This is a genomic window from Streptomyces sp. NPDC091412 (assembly GCF_044756885.1).
Classification (GTDB): domain Bacteria; phylum Actinomycetota; class Actinomycetes; order Streptomycetales; family Streptomycetaceae; genus Streptomyces.
Genome location: NZ_JBIVTV010000037.1, coordinates 11,031 through 34,231, shown reverse-complemented (window position 1 = coordinate 34,231; position 23,201 = coordinate 11,031). Strand labels below are relative to the sequence as shown.

The following is a 23,201-nucleotide window of genomic DNA, read 5'->3' as shown; positions in this document are numbered from 1 at the left end:
GTTACATTCCGAACCCGGAAGCTAAGCCTCACAGCGCCGATGGTACTGCAGGGGGGACCCTGTGGGAGAGTAGGACGCCGCCGAACAAATTTTGAGAAAACCCCCGTGCCATTCGGCACGGGGGTTTTCTGCGTTTACGCTCGGTCGGCCGGCACTCGCCTAGGCTCGTAGTCATGCGCTATGACCTCGTCATCTTCGACAACGACGGCGTCCTCGTCGACAGTGAGCCCATCTCCAACCGGCTCCTCGCCGCCTGCCTCACCGAGCTGGGGCACCCCACCTCGTACGAGGACTCCATCCGTGACTACATGGGGTCGGCGATGCACCGGATCCACGACCTCGTCCTGGAGCGGACGGGGAAGCGGCTGCCGGACGACTTCGACGACGTCTTCCACGCCCGTGTCTTCGCCGCGTTCCGGCGGGAGCTGAAGCCGGTGGCCGGTGCCGCCGACGTACTGGAGAAGCTGACGGTGGACGGGACGCCGTACTGTGTCGCGTCCTCGGGGAGTCATGAGCGGATCCGGGTCGGGCACCGGGCGACCGGACTTGACCGGTGGTTCGACGATGAGCGGATCTTCAGCTCGCAGGACGTGGGCCGGGGCAAGCCGGCGCCGGACCTGTTCCTCCACGCGGCCGACCGGATGGGAGTGGCCCCCGAGCGATGCGTCGTCGTCGAGGACTCCCCGCTGGGTGTGCGGGCTGCCGTCGCGGCCGGGATGGACGTCTACGGGTTCACGGCGATGACCCCGGCCGCGAAGCTCGCGGATGCCACCCAACTCTTCTTTCGCATGGAGGAGTTGGCCGACCTGATGACATGACGCCGGCCACCGCCGCGGCACTGACAATTGTCATGCGGAGCTCCGGACGATCGTTTCTACTGGCGGACCCCCCTCGCCCGCGAGGATTTGAGCATGACGACGAACACGAAGCGCGCGAACCTCGCCCCTCTGCTCGTGGATGTGGCGGTGCCGGTCGGCGGGTACTACCTGCTCAAGAACGGATTCGGGATGAGCACGCTGGCTGCCCTGGGGTGGAGCAGCGTGGTCCCGGCCCTGCGGACCGGGTGGGCCGCGGCCAGGGAGCGCCGGGTCAACGGGCTCGCCGCGCTCATCCTGTTCGTCAACGTCGTCGGGCTGCTGCTGAGTTTCGTCGCCGGTGACCCGCGGCTGATGCTCGCCAAGGACAGCGGCGTCAGCAGCGCGATCGGCATCGGCATCCTGGTGTCCGTGGCGATGGGCAGGCCGATGATGACCGCCGCCATGAAGCCCTGGCTGGTGAAGGGCGACGCGAGGCGGGAGGCCGTCTGGGCGCGACTGGCAGCCGAATCCGCGGACTTCCAGCGGGCGGAGAAGGTGTTCTCGCTGGTGTGGGGCGTGGTGCTGCTCGCGGAGTGCGTGGTGCGGGTCGTGGGCGCCTACACGCTGCCGGTGGACACCATGGTGTGGCTCGGCACCGTGATCATGGTGATCGCGATGGTGCTCGGGTTCCTCCTGAGCGGTGCTCTCGCCGCCGGGCCGATGGCGCACATGCTGATGGCCGAGACGAAAGCCGGGACGAACGCCGAAGCCACGCAGGCCCAGGAGCCCGCCATGGCCCAGGAGCCCGCCAACGGCCGGGAGCCCGCCATGGCCCAGAAGTCCCCGAACGGGTTCGCCCTCGCCCGAAGCTGAGCAGAATTCATCTTTCACCGGACCTACCCACAGGTAGCCCAGGGCCCTACGCTCGCGGCCATGACAGATGTGCTGCGGCGCGGTAGGGCCTCGCTGGCGTTCAGCTTCTTCGCGCAGGGCGTCGCCTTCGCTCTTCTCGTGACGCGCATCCCGGCCATCCAGAGCCGGTACGGGGTCTCCGACGCGCTGCTGCCGGTTTTCCTGGCCGCCGTGCCGATCCTCGCCGGCATCGGCAGCACGACCGCCGAACACCTGGTGAAACGCGTCCGGCCCAGCCGGCTGCTGCGCTGGTCCCAGCCCGTCGTCCTCCTGTCCCTGCTCGGTGTCGGGGCGGGCGGCCGGGTCGCCGAACTGGGGGTCGCCCTGGCCGCGTTCGGGCTGGCCGTGGGAATGCTGGACGCCTCGATGAACATGCTCGGGGTGAGCCTGCAACGGGCGTACGGCCGCAGCATCATGCTCGGCTTCCACGCCGTCTACAGCCTCGGCGGGATCGTGGGTGCCTCGCTGGCCTGGGCCGGGGCGCACTGGCACCTGGCGCTGTGGGTGTCGTACCTGCCGGTGGTGGGGGTGCTGCTGCCGGCGGTCCTCGTGGGCAGCCGGTGGTACGTCGACGCCGACTCCGCCGCCGCACCGGACGAGGCCGGAAAAAAGGCCGGGGAAGGCGGCGGGAACGTCGCGTTCCGGCTGCTGCTGCCGCTGTGTCTGGTGATGACCTTCGCGTACATCGGGGACTCGACCGTCTCCAACTGGAGCGCGAAGTACCTCCAGGACACGCTGGGCAGCTCCGAGCAGCTGGCGACGGTGCCGTACAACGTCTACATGGTCACCACGCTGCTGGGGCGGGCCATCGGGGACACCGGGGTGCGGCGGTTCGGTGCCGTGGCCGTCGTACGGGTGGGTGCGCTGGTCGCGGCGCTGGGGTTCGCTGTGGTCGCCGGGGCGCCCGGTCCCTGGGTGGGCATGCTCGGGTTCACGCTGCTGGGGCTGGGCCTGTGCGTGCTGGTGCCGCAGACCTTCGCCGCGGCCGGGCGCCACGCTTTTGACAACTACGGCCCGGGCGCCTCGGACAAGGCCGTCGCACGGCTCAACATCTTCAACTACGTGGGTTTCCTGGTCGGCTCGCCGCTGGTGGGCGCGCTGGGCGACGCGTGGAGCTACCGCGGGGCGATGCTGGTGCCCATGGCCTTGGTGCTGGTGACGTGGGTGTGCGCCGGGTCGTTCGCGCCGCGAGCGGACCGATACGGTGGCGGTCATGAGCGGCCGCGCACAGCTGATGTGGGACGAGGCAGTAACGGGCTATGACTTCGGTCGGGACCACCCCATGGATCCGGTCCGCCTCTTCCTGACCCGGAAACTGGTCGGCGCGCTCGGACTCGACCGGGAGGTGCGGCTGGTGGCGGCCAGGCCGGCCGGCGAGTCGACGCTGCGGCTGGTCCACCGGGAGGACTACATCGCCGCGGTGAAGGCCGCGTCGGCGGACCCGGGATCGGCCGACGGGACGTACGGACTGGGGACGTTGGACGATCCGGCGTTCGCCGGGATGCACGAGGTGTCCGCGCTGATCGCGGGGCAGTCGGTGGCGGCGGCGGAGGCCGTGTGGGGCGGAGACGCGCTGCACGCGGTGAACTTCGCGGGCGGGCTGCACCACGCGATGCCCGGCGCCGCGTCGGGCTTCTGCGTCTACAACGACGCCGCGCTGGCGATCGCGCGGCTGCTGGAGCTGGGTGCCGAGCGGGTCGTGTACGTCGACACCGACGTGCACCACGGGGACGGGGTGCAGACCGCGTTCTGGGAGGACCCGCGGGTGCTGACGATCTCGGTGCACGAGCATCCCCGGACGCTGTTCCCGCAGACGGGATGGCCGCAGGAGACCGGGGCCCCGTCCGCCGAGGGCTCGGCCGTGAACGTGGCGCTGCCGGCGGGGACCGGGGACGCCGGGTGGCTGCGGGCGTTCCACGCGGTGGTGCCGGAACTGGTCGCGGACTTCCGGCCGCAGGTGCTGGTCACCCAGCACGGGGCCGACACGCACTTCGAGGATCCGCTGGCGCATCTGGCGGTGTCGCTGGACGCGCAGCGGGCGGTGCAGATGGCGTGCCACGAGCTGGCGCACGAGCATGCCGAGGGGCGGTGGGTCGCGCTGGGCGGGGGCGGGTACGCGGTGGTGGACGTCGTACCCCGGTCGTGGACGCATCTGGTGGGGATCGCGGCGGGACGGCCGGTGGAGCCGGAGACGGTGATTCCCGAGAGCTGGCGTCAGACGGTGTACGCGCGGACACGGCAGTTGGGCCCGATGCGGATGACCGACGGGCGGTGGCCGGTGTCCTGGGCGGACTGGGAGGCGGGGTACGACCCGGCGGACCGGCTGGACCAGGCGATCCTGGCGACCCGGCGGGCGGTGTTCCCGCTGCGGGGCCTGCTGCCGTAGGCGCCGGTCGCCGGTGGACGGGCCCTGCGATTAGGCCGACTGTGCGGTGTTCCCGGGTTCACGGGACGATCGCGCAGGGCGTGCGTCAGCATCGCTCGGGTGTTGAGCATCGCGGCGCTGCGCGCCCATCTGGTGAGGGCCCGTCTCGCCGGGATGGTGACCACGACGCGGGAGGCCGGTCTGCGCAGCTATCGGCTGTTCGCGGCCCGGGATCCCCGGGTGCTGATCGGGATCGACCCCGAAGGTCCTTGGCAACAGGGGGACTTGATCGAGCTGATGGCGCGCAGGTGTGGTGTTTCGGCCGATGCGCGGCACACCTTCGGTCCCGATGTCATCGACCCGGATCTGACGCTGGCCGCGCTGGACGCCTTCGCGGACCGGCTCGGTGCGGCGGCGCGGCGCGGTGCCCCCGTGCTCCTCGGCACCGGGCACCCGCACCGGCTGCTCGGTTTCTACGCCGCGCTGGCGGACGCCCTGTCGGCGGCGGGATGTACCGTCCTCACCCCCGCGCAGGGTCGCTGTGTCGACATAACGACCCGGTTCGGCCTACGCACGTGCCGCCTCGAGTACGTACGAGGAGTCGCCCTGGTCCGGCCTCCCGGCACGGAACGCTCCGGTTGTGAGCCCGGCGCGCACACGCATTCACCGCTCCCGGTTCGGCTGGCGCTCGCGGCGGCGGCCGACGCCGGCGGCCCGCTGCCGGAACTGGTGATCGGGGATCACGGCTGGGTCTGCGGTGCAGGTCAGCTGGGGTTCGAGGCCATGGGGCCGGCCGACACGAACGACCCTGCGCTCTTCGTCGGGCAGGCGGAGGGGCGCGTGTCCGTCGTCGTTCCACTTGATGACGGCGTACGGCCCGCCTGGTACCGCCCGCTGGCCCGCTACGTACTCAATCGCGCCTGTCTGTCACAGTAGGCCGCCGATGGTCCACCTCTTCCCCACTCGCATCACCCGCCCCTAGTCTGGGGAGTGAGCACGCAACGACGAAGAGTCACCGGAAGGGGAAGCCGGTGGCCGTCGAGTGCGGAAGGTTCAGGTGTGTCATGGCTGCAGCTGGCGAAAGGCCTCTGAACGAGGTTCAGTTCCTTACCGTGGCGGAAGTCGCCTCGGTCATGCGAGTGTCGAAGATGACCGTGTACCGCCTGGTGCACAGCGGTCATCTGCCCGCGATCCGCGTGGGGCGGTCTTTCCGCGTCCCGGAGCAAGCGGTTCACGAGTACCTCCGCGAGAGCTACGTGGGGGTGGAAACCGCCTGACGACGATCAGGAGGGGTCCGTGAAGGACACTACGGAACACTTCCGGATCCCTCCGGAAACCTCGATTACGACCTCAGCGCTCGGGCGGGTAGGCTAGCCCCTCGTAGGTCGTGTGGGCCCATGGCGCCCAAACACCGAGTGATGAGAAGTGAGCGAGGGTAGTCGTGGGCTCTGTTATCAAGAAGCGGCGCAAGCGGATGGCCAAGAAGAAGCACCGCAAGCTGCTCAAGCGCACCCGCGTCCAGCGTCGCAACAAGAAGTAGACGCCGGTCGCGCGAGGTACGCGCCAACGCGAAAGCGTGTCTGTGACCCCCCACCGCATCCGGTGGGGGGTCGCGTGCGTCCCGGGCCGGCCGCCCGCGGGGGTGGCGCCATCCCGTTCGCACGCACGTACCTGCCGTCACGTCGCGCATCGAGAGGTCGCCGCAGCGCAACCTCGACCCGATAGGTTGGCCGCACACGGGGAACCCGGCGGTGATCCGGGCGGGAAGGAAGGCGCTGATCTTGGGACAGGTCGTGCTCGTGACCGGAGTGGCCCGTCAGCTCGCGGGCCGGTTCGTACGGCGCATCCAGCGTGACCCGGAGGTCGACCGGGTGGTCGCCGTGGACGCGGTTCCGCCCGAGCACCATCTGGGCGGCGCCGACTTCGTCCAGGCGGACATCCGGCAGCCCACGATCGCGCGGGTGCTCGCCGAGACGTCCGCCGACACGGTGGTGCACATGGACGTGACCGGCACCGCGCTGGGCAGCGGCAGCCGGGCCCTGGTCAAGGAGACCAACGTCATCGGCACCATGCAGCTGCTGGGGGCCTGCCAGAAGTCCCCGTCCGTCAAGCGGCTGGTGGTCAAGTCCAGCACCAACGTCTACGGCTCCGCGCCCCGGGACCCGGCGGTGTTCACCGAGACCACCCCGCCCAAGTCCCTGCCCAGCGGCGGTTTCGCGAAGGACACGGTCGAGGTCGAGGGGTATGTGCGGGGCTTCGCCAGGCGGCGGCCGGACGTCGCCGTGTGCGTGCTCAGGTTCGCCAACATCCTCGGCCCGACGGCGGACACCCCGCTCGCCTCGTACTTCTCGCTGCCGGTGCTGCCGACGGTGTTCGGCTACGACCCGCGGTTGCAGTTCGTCCACGAGGACGACGTGATCGAGGTGCTGCGGATCGCCTCGCACGAGCCGCGTCGCGCCACCCTCAACAGCGGCACGTTCAACATCGCCGGCGACGGCGTGCTGCTGCTGTCGCAGTGCTCCCGGCGGCTGGGACGCCCCACGGTGCCGCTGCTGCTTCCCGCCGTGACGTGGGCGGGCTCGCTGGTGCGTACGCTGGGAATGACGGACTTCTCACCCGAGCAGATCCGTCTGCTGACCCACGGCCGGGTCGTCGCGACGGACCAGATGCGCGAAACACTCGGCTTCGCACCCAAGTACACGACCGCGCAGACCTTCGCCGAATTCGCCCGCAGCCGCGGCCCCGGGCTGCTGCCGCCGGAGGTCCTCGCGGGGGCCGTCGACCGGATCGCCGCCCTGTCCCACCCGGGCAGTGGCCACCCGACGCAGAGCGCCTACTGAGGAGCGCAGCAGCATGGCGGACGCCAAGGTCATTCCGTTCGACGACGACCGGTCCCGCGGGAGCGCCGGACAGCGGCCGTCGCGGCGCCGGAGCACGGGGAGCCGCCGCACCGGCGCCGAGCCGGCGGCGGTCGGCGAGGTGCAGCCCCTGCCCGGCAGGGGGGCCGCGCAGGATGATGTCCCGGTGACCAGTGAGGGACAGCCGCCAGAGCCGCCGAGCCGGCCGTCGCAGGACGGCGGTCTGGAGCGGCGCATCGCAAGCGGTCTGGCGTTCCTGCGCCGCCGCCTCACCGGGGACTACGACGTCGACGACTTCGGCTACGACGCCGAACTCACCGACCAGCTTCTGATGTCCCTGTTGCGGCCTCTGTACGAGAAGTACTTCCGGGTCGATGTGAAGGGCATCGAGAACATTCCCGCCGAGGGCGGCGCCCTGATCGTCGCCAACCACTCCGGCACGCTGCCGCTGGACGGGCTGATGATGCAGGTCGCCGTGCACGACCGGCATCCCGCGGACCGGCATCTGCGGCTGCTCGCGGCCGACCTGGTGTTCGTGCTGCCGGTGGTCAACGAACTCGCCCGCAAGCTCGGCCACACCCTCGCCTGCACCGAGGACGCCGAGCGGCTGCTCGGGCAGGGCGAGCTGGTCGGGGTGATGCCGGAGGGCTTCAAGGGCATCGGCAAGCCGTTCAGCGAGCGCTACAAGCTGCAGCGGTTCGGGCGCGGCGGCTTCGTGTCGACCGCGCTGCGCCAGGGCGTGCCGATCATCCCGTGCTCGATCGTCGGGGCCGAGGAGATCTACCCGATGATCGGCAACGCCAAGACCCTCGCGCGGCTGCTGGGCATCCCGTACTTCCCGCTGACGCCCACCTTCCCGTGGCTGGGGCCGCTGGGCGCGATCCCGCTGCCGACGAAGTGGACGATCCAGTTCGGCGAGCCCATTCCGACGGACGGGTATCCGCCGGAGGCGGCCGAGGACCCGATGCTGATGTTCAACCTGACCGACCAGGTCCGCGAACAGATCCAGCACACCCTCTACAAGCTGCTGGTGCAGCGCAGGTCGGTGTTCTTCTGACCGTGCCCCACGAAGGCGGGGGCACCCCTGGTGAGGGGTGCCCCCGCCTTCGTGGGGCTGTGCCCGGCACCGCCTACTTCGCGTCCTCCGCGTTGATACCGAGGCCGGGCAGCAGGCCCGGGAGAAGCGGCGGGATCGTCACGTCGGGGCCGCTGGACGGCGACTTGGTCGCGGACGGCGAGGCGCTGCCGCTGCTGGGCTTCGGCGGGTCCAGCAGACCGCCGGTGGAGCCGCCGAACAGCCCCTCGTCCGCGCTGCCCGAGCCGGTCGACGCGCTGGGGCTGTCGCTGCCGGTGTGGGGGCTGCCGGAGGAGGTGTCGCCGCCGGTGCTGGGCTGGGCCGAGTGCGCGGCGCCAGGCGAACCGGCGGTCGGTGTCGGCCGGGGGCCGTGCTGCGTGCCGTCGCCGCCCGGGGCGGGGTGCTGGGGGAGCATCGACTGGAGCGGGGCGACCTCGTCGTCTATGGCGTCGAACACCGACGACACCTGCTGACTGACGTCGCCGAGCTGCACGGGGAGGCGGTCGCGGAGCGCGCCCCAGGCCTCGCGGTGGGACCGCGAGAAGGTGGAGAGGGCCTGGATGGGACGCAGGGAGTCGGGGTCGCGCTCGTACGCCTCGTGCAGCAGGCGGTGGCCCTCGGTCGCGTCGTGCTGCATCCCGGACAGGGTGCGGCGGATCTCGCCGAGCGACTCGTGGTCGAGCCCGCCGCCGCGGCCGCGCTCCATCAGCCTGCGGGCCTCGCTCAACCGGGTCGAGGCGAGGTCGAGGTAGGCCTGGCCCTGCTCGTCGGCGCCGTCGGTCAGGTAGGTGAGCTTGAAGTCCTCGATGCCGCGCTTGAGGCCGTACAGCGAGTCACCGGGGAGGGCGCTGGAGCTGGCGGCGGCCACTCCGCCGAAGGCTCCCGCGGCCACACCCACGCTGAGTCCGCCGGCGGCCAGCGACTTGCTCAGCCGCGTGCGCGGCCGCAGTTTCCCCAGGCCGCTCGCCCGGTGTGCGCCGCGCGCCCGCCCGCCCGTCCCCCGCCGCCGCCGCCCTTCCAAGGAAGTCGCTTCGCTCCCCGTTTTCTGGGCGGGCACCGGTGGGTCACTCGCCTCGCCCGCCGCGGTGCTCTCCTGGAGCATGGCCTCCATCGCGGCCACCAGGCGGGCCCGCTGGACGACCTTGACCTCGGGGTCCAGCTCCGGCCGCGGCAGCGCGTCCAGACCGGTGGCGAGGGCCAGCATGCGGCCCTGCTCGGTCTGTTCCGCGGCAGCCGGGGCCCGTGCCGGTCCTTCGGCCTGTTCGGCCGCCGTGCCCCGGTCGGACAGTTCTTCCAGGGCCTGGGCGAAGGCGTTCGCCCGCCGGTGCGCCGATACATTCGCGATCACTGGCGGCACCTCCTCTCGTCATCACGGTCGACTCCCCGGGGGTCCTGAGGGTGCACGTCCACAGCCGCTTCTTCCGGGTCGGTCGACCAGGATTGGCCAGGGCGTGACCACAGGGAGCCTCTATCCCGCACAACGAGCGGCGCGGCACTTGGGTTACGGACCCGGGCGGATCGGATCGAGAAGTCAACGCGCTTCGACGGAGCGTGAGTTGAAGGTCGCGGAGCGTGTGTGCGGCTCAGCGCGCGTCGTCGGGGAGAAGCCGGGCCAGGGTGCGCACGGCCCGGTACTGAAGGGTCTTGATGGCACCCTCGTTCTTGCCCATCACCCGGGCGGTCTCCGCGACGGACAGGCCCTGGAGGAAGCGGAGCGTGACGCATTCCTGCTGCTGCGGGTTGAGCCGTCGTACGGCGTCCAGGAGGGCGGCGTTGGACAGGGACTCGAGGACGGAGTCCTCGGGGGAGCGCTCGACCTCGTTGGCGTCGAGCATCTCGCCGGTGGTGACCTCGAGCCGGAACCGGCTGGACTTGAAGTGGTCGGCGACGAGGTTGCGGGCGATGGTGACCAGCCAGGCGCCGAAGTCGCGGCCCTGCCAGGTGAAGGTGCCGATGCGGCGCAGGGCGCGCAGAAAGGTCTCGCTGGTGAGGTCCTCGGCCGTCGCCTTGCCGCCGACACGGTAGTAGATGTACCGGTACACGGTGTCGCTGTACTGGTCGTAGAGCCGTCCGAAGGCATCGGCCTCGCCGGCCTGGGCGCGCTCGACGAGCTCCATCATCCGGGCGCTGTCGCTGTCCGCGGCGGGCCGCCGGACGGTGCCCGCCGAGGCCGAGCGTCCTCGGCGGCCGGCCGCCCGTCCGTCGCCGGTTCGTCGTCCCTCGACCACGGCGCTGCGAGTCGGCACCTGCTCCATGCCGTCGGCCAGCGCGTAGGCCGGACCTACCGGCGCGGCGGTGGCGAATACGGGGCCGGCGTACGCGGTGGGGACGAGACCGCGCAGCAGGTCCAGGACCGTTGCGCGGAGCGTAGCCAGGCCCGAGGCGTCAACCCCGACGTGTGGGTACACGGGACTCCCAGAGGCAGAGCTTCCATCACGTGCAGTGCGGAACCGTTCACCCGTCGTAGCGACGATGGGGTAACTGGTTTGCGTCTGAGGAGAATAACGCTTCGTACAGGCACTGCTACACCGAGTTGCTCAAATCATCGATTCCGTCGCTTCCGTAACCGATTGGCGTGCGATCGGACGTCGGAGAGTGACCGTTTGCTGACCGATCTGTTCCGTCTTCGGTGTGTGTCCGGGGCGCATCCTGGCGATGCACCGCCAATTCGAATGGCCAGAACGGCATGGGCGTACGTTCGGTCAATTGCCCGCGGTTCCGGGTGCGCCGCACGAACGCGATCGGCTGAGGCCCGTACCGCCACTGGGCGGTACGGGCCGCGGGCGGTACGGACGGTGGCCGGCCGCGAGCGCGGGGCGTGAGCGGCCGGTGACGAGTGGGGGAGCGGCGGTGCGGTACTGCGGCGTCAGCGGCGGCGGCGGTGCAGGGCGATGGCCGCGGCGGTGCCGCCGGCGACGGCGCCGACGCCGGCCGCCGCGGGGATGCCGACCTTGGCCGCCTTGCGGCCGGTGCGGTAGTCGCGCAGGCGCCAGTCCATCTCCCGGGCGTGGCGGCGGAGCTTGGCGTCGGGGTTGATGGCGTAGGGGTGGCCGACCAGGGACAGCATGGGGATGTCGTTGTGGGAGTCGCTGTAGGCGGCGCAGCGGGTCAGGTCCAGGGCCTCCGCCGTGGCCAGGGCGCGCACCGCCTCCGCCTTCGCCGGGCCGTGCAGCGGTTCGCCGACCAGTCGGCCGGTGTAGACGCCGTCGACGGACTCCGCCACCGTGCCCAGGGCGCCGGTCAGGCCCAGCCGGCGGGCGATGACCTGGGCGATCTCCACCGGCGCGGCTGTGACCAGCCACACCTTCTGACCGGCCTCCAGGTGGGCCTCGGCGAGTGCGCGCGTGCCCGGCCAGATCCGCTCGGCCATGTACTCGTCGTAGATCTCCTCGCCGATGGACTTCAGCTCGGCGACCCGGTGGCCCTTCACGATCGACAGCGCCGAGTCGCGGGCGTCCTGCATGTGCTCGGGGTCCTCCACCCCGGCCAGCCGGAACCACGCCTGCTGCCAGGCGAACTTGGCGAGGTCGCGCGTGTCGAAGAACTTCCGCTTGTACAGGCCCCGGCCGAAGTGGAACAGCGCGGCGCCCTGCATGACGGTGTTGTCCAGGTCGAAGAAGGCGGCGGCCCTTTCGTCCCCGTGCACCGGGAACTCCGACGCCTCCCGCGGGGCCGGCGGGACGCCCGCTTCCTGCGAGGATTTGCGCGCTGCCTCCGCAGAGGCCTCGCCTGCCAACACGCTTCGCGCCGTGGCGGAGCGCCTACGGGAAGTGAGCCATCCGAGAGCGGCCATGGCGTGAGCATAGCCAGTTGGCCGGGTGGTTCCGGAGTCGAAAGGTTTCGCGGCCCGTGAACTCTTCGCGACGGTGTCGTTGCGGCGGTCCGCGCCGGCGGGGTTCCGCGGCCCCGTGCCGGAGCGACAATGGCCGACATGAGTCCCATCTTCCGCCGCAGGTCCCCCGGGCCCCAGGGGCGGCTCGTCACCCTCGTCCGCAAGCCGGGCTGCCACCTGTGCGACGACGCGCAGGCCGTCGTGGAGAAGGTCTGCGCCGACCTGGGCGTCGCCTGGGAGCAGAAGGACATCACCCAGGATCCGGAGTTGTACGACCAGTACTGGGAGCAGATTCCGGTTGTACTCGTCGACGGTGAACAGCACACCTTCTGGCGGGTGAACGAGGGGCGGCTGCGCAAGGAGCTCGCGGGCTGATCGGGACTGACCGAGGAGTCCAAACTGGCCGGAAGTCGCCTAGAATCGATGGCGTCTTGGCCTCGGGGGTGGGGATCGTAGAGGAGAGTGTGCGGTTTTGCCCCCAACAAGAAAGGCACAGAGGTGCGGATGTGCCGGTTCCAAACATCCGCGTCGGGGGTGCGTGACCCCGGTCACGTTGGCCGGGCAAATCGGACACCATCTTTGTGCACACGTTCACAAAGACATAGCCTGCTGTCGACGGGGCGGTCTGGGGACATATGACCGCCCGCAGCCCCGCTCTACCCGCAGGAGCACCGTGGCAACTGGCCGAACTCACCGACCGGCGACCCGTAGCCGAGGGATTCCCGAGGCCACCGTCGCCAGGCTTCCGCTGTACCTCCGAGCCCTGACCGCACTGTCGGAGCGCTCGGTGCCCACGGTCTCCTCCGAGGAGCTCGCGGCCGCGGCGGGGGTCAATTCCGCCAAGCTGCGCAAGGACTTCTCCTACCTCGGCTCCTACGGGACCCGCGGGGTCGGCTACGACGTCGAGTATCTCGTGTACCAGATCTCCCGCGAACTGGGGCTCACCCAGGACTGGCCGGTTGTGATCGTCGGTATCGGAAACCTCGGCGCCGCCCTCGCCAACTACGGCGGCTTCGCCTCCCGCGGCTTCCGCGTCGCCGCGCTCATCGACGCCGACCCCGCGATGGCCGGCCGGCCCGTCGCCGGCATCCCGGTCCAGCACGCCGACGAGCTGGAGAAGATCATCCGGGACAACGGCGTGTCGATCGGCGTGATCTCGACCCCCGCGGGCGCCGCCCAGCAGGTCTGCGACCGGCTGGTGGCCGCCGGTGTCACCTCCATCCTGAACTTCGCGCCGACCGTGCTGTCCGTTCCGGACGGCGTCGACGTGCGCAAGGTCGACCTCTCCATCGAGCTTCAGATCCTCGCCTTCCACGAGCAGCGCAAGGCCGGTGAGGAGGCCGTCGCCGACCGCACCCTCCCGCCCGCCGCCGCGGTCCGCGACGAGTCCACCGACCAGGGCCCGGACGGGGATGTCCCCGCCGTGATGCCGGCATGAGTCTCCTCGTCGTCGGACTGAGCCACCGCAGCGCCCCGGTCAGCCTCCTGGAGCGCGCCTCGCTGAGCGCGGACGGCCAGGACAAGCTGCTCCAGGACACGGTCGCCGCCGAGCCGGCCACCGAGGCCGCCGTGCTCGCCACCTGCAACCGCATCGAGCTGTACGCCGACGTGGACAAGTTCCACGCCGGTGTCGCCGAGCTGTCCACACTGCTCGCCCAGCACAGCGGGGTCGGTCTCGAGGAACTCACCCCGTACCTCTACGTGCACTACGAGGACCGGGCCGTCCACCACCTGTTCTCGGTGGCCTGCGGCCTGGACTCGATGGTCGTCGGCGAGGGCCAGATCCTCGGCCAGATCAAGAACTCGCTGGCCCGCGCCCAGGACCTGCACACCGCCGGGCGTCTGCTGAACGACCTGTTCCAGCAGGCCCTGCGGGTCGGCAAGCGCGCCCACTCCGAGACCGGCATCGACCGCGCCGGACAGTCCCTGGTCACCTTCGGCCTGGAGCAGCTGTCCGCGGGCGCGGACGTGCAGGACTGGGCGCGCGGCAAGAAGGCCCTGGTCATCGGCGCCGGTTCGATGTCGTCGCTGGCCGCCGCCACGCTCGCGCGGGTCGGCGTCCGCGAGATAGTGATCGCCAACCGTACGCCGGACCGGGCCGAGCGCCTCGTCCAGATCCTCACCGAGGGCGACGACACGGACGTGCTGGCCCGCGCGGTACCGATGAACGCGGTGCCGCTCGAGCTGACACGTGCAGATGTCGCCGTCTCCTGCACCGGCGCGACCGGACTGGTCCTGACCGCCGAGACGGTCACCTCCGCCATCGAGGGCCGTACCGGGGTGCCCGTCGCCGTGTCGCAGGCCGTCGCGGAAGAGCACGGCAGTGGCCGTACGGCGGTGCGGACGGACGTCCGCGAGACCCCCCTGCCGCCCGTGGGCGCCGCGGGTGCCGACGAGAACTGCCCGCTGGACCTCGCCGCCGCCGAGCCCGGCTTCTCCCTGATGGGCGAGTCCGCCGTGGCCGGCATGGACGCGGCCACCCTGGAGCAGCACGGTACGTGGGTCGATGGGGGTGCCGCCCTGCTCGAGCGGAGCCGAGAGCTTGGGGGAGGAACTCTCGACCGCCGCGAGTCCGCGCGTGCCGAGGCCGGCCCGGAGACCGATGCCGAGCTGATCACCGCGCTCGCCGCGACGGTGGCCACCGCCGGCCGGATCCCCGAGCACCGCAGGCCCGAGCCGGTCGCCGTCGCTCCGCGCCCCGAGCCGGCCCTCTTCGTGCTGGACCTCGCCATGCCGCGCGACGTCGACGCGGCCGTGCACCGGCTCGCCCGGGTGCGCCTGGTGGACATCGAGTCGCTGGCCGAGGCCTCCGCCGACGCTCCGATGGCCGCCGACGTCGACCAGGTCCGCCGTATCGTCTCCGACGAGGTCGCGGCCTTCGGGGCGGCCCTGCGGGCGGCGCACATCACACCCACCGTCGTCGCGCTGCGCACCATGGCCGCCGACGTCGTGAGCAGCGAGATCGCCCGCCTGGAGGGGCGGCTGCCCAGCCTCGACGACAAACACCGGGCGGAGATCACCCAGACCGTCCGGCGTGTCGTGGACAAGCTGCTGCACGCGCCGACGGTCAGGGTCAAGCAGCTCGCGGCCGAGCCCGGCGGCGCCGGATACGCGGACGCGCTGCGCACCCTGTTCGACCTGGACCCCGAGACGGTCGCCTCCGTCTCCCGGGCCGACAGCGATTCCGACGACTCCGAGAAGCACGACGACTCCGAGAAGCACAGCAAGAACCGAGGGCCAGCATGACTGAGAAGGCACTGAGGCTCGGGACCAGGCGCAGCAAGCTCGCCATGGCCCAGTCCGGGTTGGTGGCGGACGCCGTGAGCCAGGTGACCGGACGGCCTGTCGAGCTCGTCCCGGTCACCACCTACGGCGACATCTCCCGTGAGCACCTCGCACAGATCGGCGGCACGGGTGTGTTCGTGGCCGCGCTGCGCGAGGCGTTGCAGCGGGGCGAGGTGGACTTCGCGGTTCATTCGCTCAAGGACCTGCCCACCACGCAGCCCGAGGACCTGGTCCTGGCCGCCGTACCCGAGCGCGAGGACCCGCGCGACGTGCTCGTCGCCCGGGACGCGCTGAAGTTCACCGACCTGCCCCGCGGGGCGCGCATCGGTACGGGCTCGCCGCGCCGCATGGCCCAGCTGAACGCGTACGCCCGCGCCCACGGCCTGGACATCGAGACGGTCCCGATCCGGGGCAACGTCGACACCCGCATCGGCTTCGTCAAGAACGGCGAGCTCGACGCGGTGGTGCTCGCCGCCGCCGGGCTGAACCGGGTCGGCCGGAGCGACGAGGCGACCGACTTCCTGTCGGTCGACACGATTCTGCCCGCCCCCGGCCAGGGGGCCCTGGCGGTCGAGTGCAGGGCGGGGCACACCGCCCAAGACGCTGACCTCGCCGCCGAGCTCGCCGAGCTCGACGACCCGCACACGCGGGCCGCCGTGACCGCCGAGCGGTCACTGCTCGCCGCCCTCGAGGCCGGTTGCAGCGCCCCGGTGGGCGCGCTGGCCGACCTGCTGGGCGACGGGCGGATTGTCAAGGAAATGCGCCTGCGGGGCGTCGTCGGCAGGATCGACGGCTCCGCACTGGTGCAGCTGTCCACCACCGGTCCCGTGCCCCAGACGCACGACCAGGCGATGGCACTCGGTCGCGAACTCGCCACCGAGATGCTCGCCCAGGGCGCGGCCGGTCTGATGGGGGAGCGAGCACAGTGAGCCCCACCACCCTTCCCGCCTGTCCCGAACACGGGCACGTCACCTTCCTCGGTGCCGGACCCGGAGATCCGGGACTGCTCACACTGCGCGCCGTGGAGGCGCTGGCCAACGCGGACGTCCTCGTCGCCGAGCACGAGGTGCTCGACCTCGTGCGCACGCACGCCAGGCAGGGCGTCGCCGTCGTGCACACGGACCCGGGTCCTTCGGCGGACTCGCATCCGGGCACGGGCACGCCCCAGCTCACGGTAGTTGACGGCACGTCAATAACCGCTGGGATCCCCGCGGTGCGGGATGCCGCACATCTTGTCATGGAGGCCGCGCGGGGCGGCAGGCGGGTCGTCCGTGCGGTGTCCGGGGACCCGGGACTCGACACGTACGCCGCGGAGGAGATGCTCGCCTGCGCCGCCGCGGGCGTCCCCTTCGAGGTCGTCCCCGGCATCGCGGCCGCCGTCGGCGTGCCCGCGTACGCCGGGGTGCCGCTGCGTGACGCCCAGGGCACCGACGTACGGTTCGTCGACGCGCGTACGGCCTCCGACCGCTGCTGGACCGAGGTCGGCGCCTCGGACGGCACGGTCGTCGTGTCGACCACGCTCGACTCGGTCGCCGCGGCGGCCGGTGAACTGGTCTCGGCGGGCCGCAAGCCCGACACCCCGTTGACGGTGACGGTCGCCGGTACGACCACCCGCCAGCGCACGTGGACGGCGACGCTCGGCACGATCGCGCAGACCCTGAAGCAGGCCAAGGTCCTGCCGTCCCCGGACGGCGGGCGTCCGGTGATAGCCGTGGTCGGCGAGCGCAGCGCGACCGCCCAGCGCGACCAGCTGTCGTGGTTCGAGTCCAAGCCGCTGTTCGGGTGGAAGGTCCTCGTGCCGCGCACCAAGGAGCAGGCGGCCTCGCTCTCCGACCAGCTGCGGTCCTACGGAGCCGTGCCGCACGAGGTCCCGACGATCGCCGTCGAGCCGCCGCGCACGCCCCAGCAGATGGAGCGCGCGGTGAAGGGCCTGGTGACCGGCCGCTACGAGTGGATCGCGTTCACCTCGGTCAACGCGGTGAAGGCGGTGCGGGAGAAGTTCGAGGAGTACGGGCTCGACGCCCGGGCCTTCGCCGGCATAAAGGTGGCGGCCGTCGGCGACCAGACCGCGAAGGCGCTGATCGCCTTCGGCGTGAAGCCGGACCTGGTGCCGAGCGGTGAGCAGTCCGCCGCGGGCCTGCTGGAGGACTGGCCGCCGTACGACCCGGTCTTCGACCCGATCGACCGTGTCTTCCTGCCTCGCGCGGACATCGCCACGGAGACGCTCGTGGCGGGTCTGATCGAACTGGGCTGGGAGGTCGACGACGTCACGGCCTACCGCACGGTCCGCGCCTCCCCGCCCCCGGCGGAGACCCGCGAGGCCATCAAGGGCGGCGGCTTCGACGCGGTGATGTTCACGTCGTCGTCGACGGTGCGGAACCTGGTCGGCATCGCGGGCAAGCCGCACAACGTGACGGTGATCGCCTGCATCGGCCCGGCCACGGCGAAGACCGCCGAGGAGCACGGCCTGCGGGTGGACGTGATGGCCCCCGAGCCGTCCGTCCACAAGCTGGCCGAGGCCCTGGCCGACTTCGGCGCGAGGCGCCGCCTCGCGGCCCTGGACGCGGGCGACCCGGTGACCCGCCCGAGCGAACGGCGACCGGGGTCGCGCAGGCGTCGTACGTCGACGTGAGTGTGTGAGCAGGTGGCGGAGCGTGCCGTGCGGGCGCGTTCCGCCATCGTGCGTTTCTGCCCGCGGTGGGCGGCCGGGCTGGCTTCACGGCCCGGGATGCACGGTGTTCACCGAGGTTTTCGCGAGGGCCAGCTCGCGGAGGATGCGGGCCAGGTCGGCGGGTTCGGCCGCGAGGCGGACCGGGGTGCCGGCGTCGTCGAGTTCGGCGACGTCCCAGTGTCTGTCCACGGGGTCGGAGCTCCGGGCGCGTCGTACGTTCTTGAGGGTGAGCCGCTGCACCGGTATCGGTTTCGCCGCGAACCGGCCCGGGCCGGGCGCCACCGCGAGGGGGCCGCCGCCCAGGACGATGTGGGTGCCGAAGCCGTGCGGGTTGTAGTCGGTGTCCTCCAGGAAGCGGGCGGGCAGGAACTCCTCCTCGTTGTTTCCGGCGGCGGACTTTCCGGCGGCGGACTTCCCGGTCGTTCCGGCCGCTGCTCCCGGCGCACAGGTGGTGTGCCAGGCCCCGGCGAACAGCCCCAGCGTGACCAGCGAGCCCACGGCCATCCAGGTGATCGCCACGGGTGAGGAGAACAGGGTCGTGGGGTGGAGGTAGCAGAGCGGCAGGAGCCACAGGGCGGTGGCGGCGAGCGCGCCCCCGAACGGGAGGGCCGGCGGGAGCTCCCTGTCGTCGCGCAGCCGGCGCCCGAGCAGGCTCAGCAGCGAGTGGGCCGCGGGGTAGCACGCGGCGAGAGCGAACACGGCCGCGAAGACGGCCATGCTTCCGGCGGTGGGGACGTCGGCGTGCCACCCGTAGTGCTTTCCGGCGACCTTCATCACCCGGCCGCGCCAGACGGTCAGTTCGACGTGGTCGCCGGCCTGGAACTCCAGGGCGGCATCGCGTGAGACGTCGACTCGCTCCATTGGCCGGCCGCCGGTGAAGTACAGCCAGCTGGGTCGCCGCCTGCTCTGGTTGTCCTCGGTTCGCGAGATCACGGCCGGAATCGTGTGCAGGCACTCACCACGCTCCGTGGCGGGCGTCCCGGCCGTGCACGCGGTGGCCGACTTCCACGCCTGTTCGTACGACGCGGTCTCGGACACGGACTGCGCAGCCATGGCCGCGCAGGCGAGCAGCACGGGGCACAGGACCAGCAACCCCACCCAGCCGCGCCGGGGGGTGGGGTACGACACGGCGGGGACCTTGCTCGAATACGTGGCTTCGTAGCGGCGGTGCAGCGCGCGGAGCGCTTCCACCTCGGCGTCGAAGTCCGGGTCGCCGGTCGGCCGGCTGCGCGGCAGGGGCAGGAGCCGCTCGCGTCCGTCGTGCAGGACCAGGCTGACGCGACGGACGTTCCGGGCCCAGGGGGTCCTCGCGGACTTCCGGTGCACGCGCAGTTCGGCGATGTCGCCCCATGGCACGCTCCGGCGGCGCAGCAGCGTCCGGAAGCGCAGACCGCGGGCGTCGGCGCTCACCCGGACGAAGAACCACAGGACGCGTCTCCAGCGGGGGCGGCAGGTTGCGTTCCGCACATCGGCCATGCACGGCATCCTGTCATCGGCCGAGCCGCACACGCTGGTGCGGTGGTCCGGGCCCCTTTCGAAGGCCCGGACCCCTTCACCTGGCCTGAGTCGTTATGCCACGGTTCGGATGAGCTTCTTGTTGACGAACTCCTCGATCCCGGGGCGGCCGAGTTCGCGGCCGAAGCCGGAGCGCTTGATGCCGCCGAAGGGCAGTTCCGCGCCCTCGGCGCCGACGCCGTTGACGAAGACCATGCCGGCCTCGATGCGGTCGGCGACGCGTTCGGCCTGCGCGGGGTCGGTGGTGAAGACGTAGGACCCGAGACCGTAGGGAGTGTCGTTGGCGATGCGCAGGGCGTCGTCCTCGTCGGCCGCCGGGAAGACCATCGCGACCGGTCCGAAGAGTTCCTGGCGGGCGGCGGTGTGTTCGGTGGTGAGCCCCGTGAGCACTCCGGCCGGGAAGTAGGCTCCGCGCCGCTCGCCCTCGCTGTGGAGCGTGGCGCCCTGGGCGACCGCCTCGTCGACCTGCCGGGCGAGGTTCTCGGCGGCGGCGACCGACGACAGCGGGGCACCGGTCTCGCCGGCGAGCAGCCGGGCGGTGAACTTCTCGACGAACGCGTCGTAGAGGTCCTCGACGACGACGAACCGCTTGGCGGCGTTGCAGGCCTGGCCGGTGTTGTCGAGCCGGGCGGCGACGGCGGCCTCGACGACCGCGTCGAGGTCGTCGGTGGACAGCACGATGAACGGGTCGGAGCCGCCGAGTTCGAGGACGACGCGCTTCAGGTTCCGCCCGGCGATCTCGGCGACGGCGGCACCGGCGCGCTCCGAGCCGGTGAGCGAGACGCCCTGGACCCGCGGGTCGGCGATCACCTCGGCGATCTGCTCGTTGGTGGCGTACACGTTGACGTACGCGCCGGCCGGGAAGCCGGCCTCGGCGAACAGCTTCTCCAACAGGGCGGCGGTGGCCGGGCACTGGGGGGCGTGCTTGAGGACGATGGTGTTGCCGAGCGCGAGGTTCGGGGCGGCGAACCGGGCCACCTGGTAGGCCGGGAAGTTCCACGGCATGATGCCGAGCAGGACGCCCACCGGGCTGCGCCGGACGACGGCGCTGCCGGGGCCGGAGGTGACGTCGAGCGGTTCGTCGGCGAGGAACGCCTCGGCGTGGTCGGCGTAGTAGTGGTAGATGTCGGCGCAGAAGCCGACCTCGCCCTCGGCTTCGGCGAGCGGCTTGCCCATCTCGCGCACGATGCTCGCGGCCAGTTCGGCCTGGTGCTCCGTGTGCAGGTCACCGAGCCGGCGCAGCAGCGCGGAGCGCTCGGCCACGGAGCTGGTACGGCCCCAGGAGGTGGCCGCGTGGGCGGCGGCGACGGCGTCCGAGATCTCGGCGTCGGTGGCGGTCGGGTAGGTCTCGGCGACTTCGCCGGTGGTGGGGTCGGTGACGGCGTACATCAGGTCTCCGGAAAGTGGTCGGGTGCGGGGCGGCTGTCGGTCACGGGACGGCTCACGGGGTCAGGATCGTCCTGACCCCGGTGTGCGACCTGAGATCGTCGAACGCCTGCGCCGTCTCCCGCAGCGGCCGGGTCCTGCCGATCAGGTCGTCCAGCGGCAGCCGGCCCGCCAGGTAGAGGCGGGCCGGTTTGGGGATGTCGATCTCCCCGACACTGGAGCCGTAGTTGCAGCCGAGGATACGTTTCCCCTGGTCGGCGAGGTCGAACAGGTCGAAGGAACCGGTCGCGCCGGTCGGTGCCATCCCGACCAGGACGGCCGCGCCGCCCGAGGTGAGCATGGCCGGGAGGGTCTCGACGACCTTGGGGCTCCCGATCGCCTCGAAGGCGTAGTCCACTCCGCCGAGCTGCTCCTGGCACCAGGCCGCGACGTCGGTCCCGGCGCCGTCGAGTGTGTGGGTGGCGCCGAACCGCTCGGCCACGGCGAGCCGTTCGGGGGAGAGGTCGACGGCGACGATGCGCTCAACCGGGCGGCGAGCGCCACGACCGCGACGGGCGAGGAAGGCGAAGTGGAAACCGCCGGAGCCGAACGCGATCAGGGTCGCGGCGGCGTTGCCGTTCAGCCCGAGCAGAAGCCCGAGACCGGCCGGCACGGCCGCCGCCCCGGCCGACTCCCCGTCGGCAAAGGCATCGGGGCGGCGGGCGTAGCGTAGAGGGCATGACGAAGTACGGATCCTTTCCCGGTACGCGTCCTCGCCGGCTGCGCACCATCCCCGCCATGCGGCGCATGGTCGCCGAGACCCGGCTGCACCCGGCGGACCTCATCCTCCCCGCGTTCGTCCGCGAGGGCGTGAGCGAGCCCGTGCCGATCTCGACGATGCCCGGGGTGGTGCAGCACACGCGGGAGAGCCTGAAGAAGGCGGCCGCCGAGGCGGTGGAGGCCGGGATCTCCGGGATCATGCTGTTCGGGGTGCCGGAGGAGGGCAAGAAGGACGGCCTCGGGACGGCGGGAACGGACCCGGACGGGATCCTCCAGGTCGCGCTGCGCGATGTGCGCGCCGAGGTCGGGGACGAGCTGCTCGTCATGTCCGACCTGTGCCTCGACGAGTTCACCGACCACGGCCACTGCGGCGTCCTCGACGCCGAGGGCCGGGTCGACAACGACGCCACGCTCGAGCGGTACGCCGAGATGGCCCAGGTCCAGGCCGACGCCGGCGCCCATGTCGTGGGCCCCAGCGGGATGATGGACGGGCAGATCGGCGTCATCCGGGACGCGCTGGACCAGATCGGTCGGGAGGACGTGGCCGTCCTCGCCTACACCGTCAAGTACTCGTCCGCGTTCTACGGGCCCTTCCGGGAGGCGGTCGGCTCCTCGCTGAGGGGGGACCGCAAGACCTACCAGCAGGATCCGGCGAACCTGAGGGAGTCGCTGCGGGAGCTGGCCCTCGACCTGGAGGAGGGCGCCGACATGGTGATGGTCAAGCCGGCCGGTCCCTACCTCGACATCCTCGCCCGGGTCGCCGACGCCGTGGACGTGCCGGTCGCCGCCTACCAGATCTCCGGCGAGTACTCGATGATCGAGGCCGCCGCCGAGAAGGGCTGGGTCGACCGGGACCGGGCCATCCTGGAGACCCTGACCGGCATCAAGCGGGCCGGGGCGCGCAACATCCTCACCTACTGGGCCACCGAGGTCGCGCAGAAGCTGCGCTGACCCCGCCACCCCGCCGGGCCGCCCGTCTCCGCACGGGCGGCCCCGCCGCGCCGTGACCGGTGCGCGGAGGGGTCATGAGCCCGTGCCCCGTTCGCCTTCGCCGCGTCGGCCGCGGGAACCTCCGCCCGCCGACGCCCGGGCCGAGCCGCCGTGCGAGGCGGCATGCTGGTTCAGCACCTTCATGATCTCCATGGCCAGGGCCTCCGCCAGGGCGGGCGCGAGGGATTCCGCCAACGCGGTCGCCAGGACCTGCGCGAACAGCGCCTTCTCCAGTTCCGAGGACCGGGAGTGCGCCGGCCGGGAAAGAGACGTCGCGGCCGCTTCCAGCAGAGCCGCCGTCAGCGGGTCCTTCCCATGCCTGATACCGGTACCGGTGTGCGGAATCCCGGACTCGCGCACCATTTCCTCGAAGACCTCGTCGATGAAGGTCTCCAGGGGATCCCGTTCCGTCTCTCCGCCGGACTCAGCTGCCATTTGTGGTTCCTCAAGTTCGATTGCCGTACGGGACCCGCCCCCCGATGCCGGTGGGCGCGGCCGTCGGGGGGCGGGGTGTCGCCCGTGCCTAGCGCCGGGCCAGGGCGGCGAGCAGCAGGGGGTTCTGGATCATCGACTCCCCGCGCTCCTCGCGGCGGCGCATGAGCATGGCGAGGAGGAGGGGGTGTTCGATGATGGGCTCCTCGCGTTCCTCCCGGCGGCGCATCAGGGCGGCGAGCAGCAGGGGGTTCTGGATCATCGACTCCCCGCGCTCCTCGCGGCGGCGCATGAGCATGGCGAGGAGGAGGGGGTGTTCGATGA

The 23,201-nt window shown here is 71.6% G+C and carries 23 protein-coding genes and 1 rRNA gene; 16 read left to right on the top strand and 8 right to left on the bottom strand.

Going from position 1 to position 23,201, the window contains the following annotated elements; all coding sequences use genetic code 11:
• The 10 genes from rrf to ACIQMV_RS38045 all read left to right on the top strand — a co-directional run.
• A 5S ribosomal RNA gene (gene rrf, locus ACIQMV_RS38090) occupies window positions 1–86 on the top strand; the annotation flags it as partial.
• 87 nt (window positions 87–173) lie between these two features.
• The gene (locus tag ACIQMV_RS38085; protein WP_402597667.1) at window positions 174–818 is read left to right on the top strand and encodes an HAD family hydrolase; all 645 of its coding nucleotides are present in this window, start codon (window positions 174–176) and stop codon (window positions 816–818) included.
• A 93-nt stretch (window positions 819–911) separates the two neighbouring features.
• A complete protein-coding gene (locus tag ACIQMV_RS38080; RefSeq protein WP_402597665.1) occupies window positions 912–1,670 on the top strand; it encodes a VC0807 family protein in 759 nt (252 codons plus the stop codon).
• Between the two features lie 60 nt (window positions 1,671–1,730).
• Window positions 1,731–2,972: an MFS transporter gene (locus tag ACIQMV_RS38075; RefSeq protein ID WP_402597663.1), complete on the top strand. Its 1,242-nt coding sequence runs from the start codon at window positions 1,731–1,733 to the stop codon at window positions 2,970–2,972.
• Entirely contained in the window at window positions 2,923–4,095 is a 1,173-nt protein-coding gene (locus ACIQMV_RS38070) for an acetoin utilization protein AcuC (RefSeq protein WP_225078158.1), read from the top strand. Before ACIQMV_RS38075 ends, ACIQMV_RS38070 begins: the two co-directional genes overlap by 50 nt.
• A gap of 99 nt (window positions 4,096–4,194) precedes the next feature.
• Window positions 4,195–5,010: a phosphatase gene (locus tag ACIQMV_RS38065; RefSeq protein WP_402597661.1), complete on the top strand. Its 816-nt coding sequence runs from the start codon at window positions 4,195–4,197 to the stop codon at window positions 5,008–5,010.
• Between the two features lie 128 nt (window positions 5,011–5,138).
• Entirely contained in the window at window positions 5,139–5,351 is a 213-nt protein-coding gene (locus ACIQMV_RS38060; protein WP_004984898.1) for a helix-turn-helix domain-containing protein, read from the top strand.
• Between the two features lie 164 nt (window positions 5,352–5,515).
• Window positions 5,516–5,614 (top strand): 30S ribosomal protein bS22, encoded by a 99-nt coding sequence (locus tag ACIQMV_RS38055; protein WP_003948845.1) that lies wholly within the window; start codon window positions 5,516–5,518, stop codon window positions 5,612–5,614.
• A 241-nt stretch (window positions 5,615–5,855) separates the two neighbouring features.
• On the top strand, window positions 5,856–6,914 hold the full coding sequence (locus ACIQMV_RS38050; protein WP_141359547.1) for an NAD-dependent epimerase/dehydratase family protein: 1,059 nt from the start codon (window positions 5,856–5,858) through the stop codon (window positions 6,912–6,914).
• A 13-nt stretch (window positions 6,915–6,927) separates the two neighbouring features.
• Window positions 6,928–7,989: a lysophospholipid acyltransferase family protein gene (locus ACIQMV_RS38045; protein WP_141359546.1), complete on the top strand. Its 1,062-nt coding sequence runs from the start codon at window positions 6,928–6,930 to the stop codon at window positions 7,987–7,989.
• Window positions 7,990–8,062: 73 nt separating this feature from the next.
• On the opposite strand, the gene ACIQMV_RS38040 is transcribed toward ACIQMV_RS38045, so the two are convergent.
• From ACIQMV_RS38040 to ACIQMV_RS38030, 3 genes are all read right to left on the bottom strand, one after another.
• The gene (locus ACIQMV_RS38040) at window positions 8,063–9,355 is read right to left on the bottom strand and encodes a DUF5667 domain-containing protein (protein WP_402597658.1); all 1,293 of its coding nucleotides are present in this window, start codon (window positions 9,353–9,355) and stop codon (window positions 8,063–8,065) included.
• Window positions 9,356–9,590: 235 nt separating this feature from the next.
• A complete protein-coding gene (locus ACIQMV_RS38035) occupies window positions 9,591–10,415 on the bottom strand; it encodes an ECF subfamily RNA polymerase sigma factor, BldN family (RefSeq protein ID WP_401782226.1) in 825 nt (274 codons plus the stop codon).
• A gap of 458 nt (window positions 10,416–10,873) precedes the next feature.
• Entirely contained in the window at window positions 10,874–11,800 is a 927-nt protein-coding gene (locus ACIQMV_RS38030) for an HAD family hydrolase (protein ID WP_402597656.1), read from the bottom strand.
• Window positions 11,801–11,929: 129 nt separating this feature from the next.
• On the opposite strand from ACIQMV_RS38030, the gene ACIQMV_RS38025 reads away from it, so the two are divergent.
• The 5 genes from ACIQMV_RS38025 (at window position 11,930) to ACIQMV_RS38005 (ending at window position 17,756) form a co-directional block, all read left to right on the top strand.
• A complete protein-coding gene (locus ACIQMV_RS38025) occupies window positions 11,930–12,214 on the top strand; it encodes a glutaredoxin family protein (RefSeq protein ID WP_172632892.1) in 285 nt (94 codons plus the stop codon).
• Window positions 12,215–12,512: 298 nt separating this feature from the next.
• Window positions 12,513–13,277, top strand: a complete 765-nt coding sequence (locus tag ACIQMV_RS38020; protein ID WP_141359541.1) for a redox-sensing transcriptional repressor Rex — start codon at window positions 12,513–12,515, stop codon at window positions 13,275–13,277.
• Window positions 13,274–15,085: a glutamyl-tRNA reductase gene (locus ACIQMV_RS38015; RefSeq protein WP_402597655.1), complete on the top strand. Its 1,812-nt coding sequence runs from the start codon at window positions 13,274–13,276 to the stop codon at window positions 15,083–15,085. The genes ACIQMV_RS38020 and ACIQMV_RS38015 overlap by 4 nt, the downstream gene beginning before the upstream one ends.
• The gene (gene hemC / locus ACIQMV_RS38010) at window positions 15,082–16,053 is read left to right on the top strand and encodes a hydroxymethylbilane synthase (protein ID WP_402597654.1); all 972 of its coding nucleotides are present in this window, start codon (window positions 15,082–15,084) and stop codon (window positions 16,051–16,053) included. Before ACIQMV_RS38015 ends, hemC begins: the two co-directional genes overlap by 4 nt.
• Window positions 16,050–17,756 (top strand): uroporphyrinogen-III synthase, encoded by a 1,707-nt coding sequence (locus ACIQMV_RS38005; RefSeq protein ID WP_402597652.1) that lies wholly within the window; start codon window positions 16,050–16,052, stop codon window positions 17,754–17,756. Before hemC ends, ACIQMV_RS38005 begins: the two co-directional genes overlap by 4 nt.
• A gap of 84 nt (window positions 17,757–17,840) precedes the next feature.
• Here ACIQMV_RS38005 and ACIQMV_RS38000 read toward each other — a convergent pair whose 3' ends face one another.
• The 3 genes from ACIQMV_RS38000 to ACIQMV_RS37990 form a co-directional block, all read right to left on the bottom strand.
• Complete coding sequence (locus tag ACIQMV_RS38000; RefSeq protein WP_402597650.1) at window positions 17,841–19,271, bottom strand: PH domain-containing protein; 1,431 nt, start codon at window positions 19,269–19,271, stop codon at window positions 17,841–17,843.
• 93 nt (window positions 19,272–19,364) lie between these two features.
• On the bottom strand, window positions 19,365–20,699 hold the full coding sequence (locus tag ACIQMV_RS37995; protein ID WP_402597649.1) for an NAD-dependent succinate-semialdehyde dehydrogenase: 1,335 nt from the start codon (window positions 20,697–20,699) through the stop codon (window positions 19,365–19,367).
• 52 nt (window positions 20,700–20,751) lie between these two features.
• Window positions 20,752–21,348: a zinc-binding dehydrogenase gene (locus ACIQMV_RS37990; protein WP_402597648.1), complete on the bottom strand. Its 597-nt coding sequence runs from the start codon at window positions 21,346–21,348 to the stop codon at window positions 20,752–20,754.
• A 65-nt stretch (window positions 21,349–21,413) separates the two neighbouring features.
• On the opposite strand from ACIQMV_RS37990, the gene hemB reads away from it, so the two are divergent.
• Complete coding sequence (hemB, locus tag ACIQMV_RS37985; protein ID WP_141359534.1) at window positions 21,414–22,406, top strand: porphobilinogen synthase; 993 nt, start codon at window positions 21,414–21,416, stop codon at window positions 22,404–22,406.
• Window positions 22,407–22,478: 72 nt separating this feature from the next.
• Here hemB and ACIQMV_RS37980 read toward each other — a convergent pair whose 3' ends face one another.
• Both ACIQMV_RS37980 and ACIQMV_RS37975 read right to left on the bottom strand, forming a co-directional pair.
• On the bottom strand, window positions 22,479–22,880 hold the full coding sequence (locus ACIQMV_RS37980) for a hypothetical protein (protein ID WP_141359533.1): 402 nt from the start codon (window positions 22,878–22,880) through the stop codon (window positions 22,479–22,481).
• Window positions 22,881–22,968: 88 nt separating this feature from the next.
• Window positions 22,969–23,201, bottom strand: a 233-nt coding sequence (locus tag ACIQMV_RS37975) for a hypothetical protein (RefSeq protein WP_402597647.1), incomplete at its 5' end; no start/stop codon positions are given.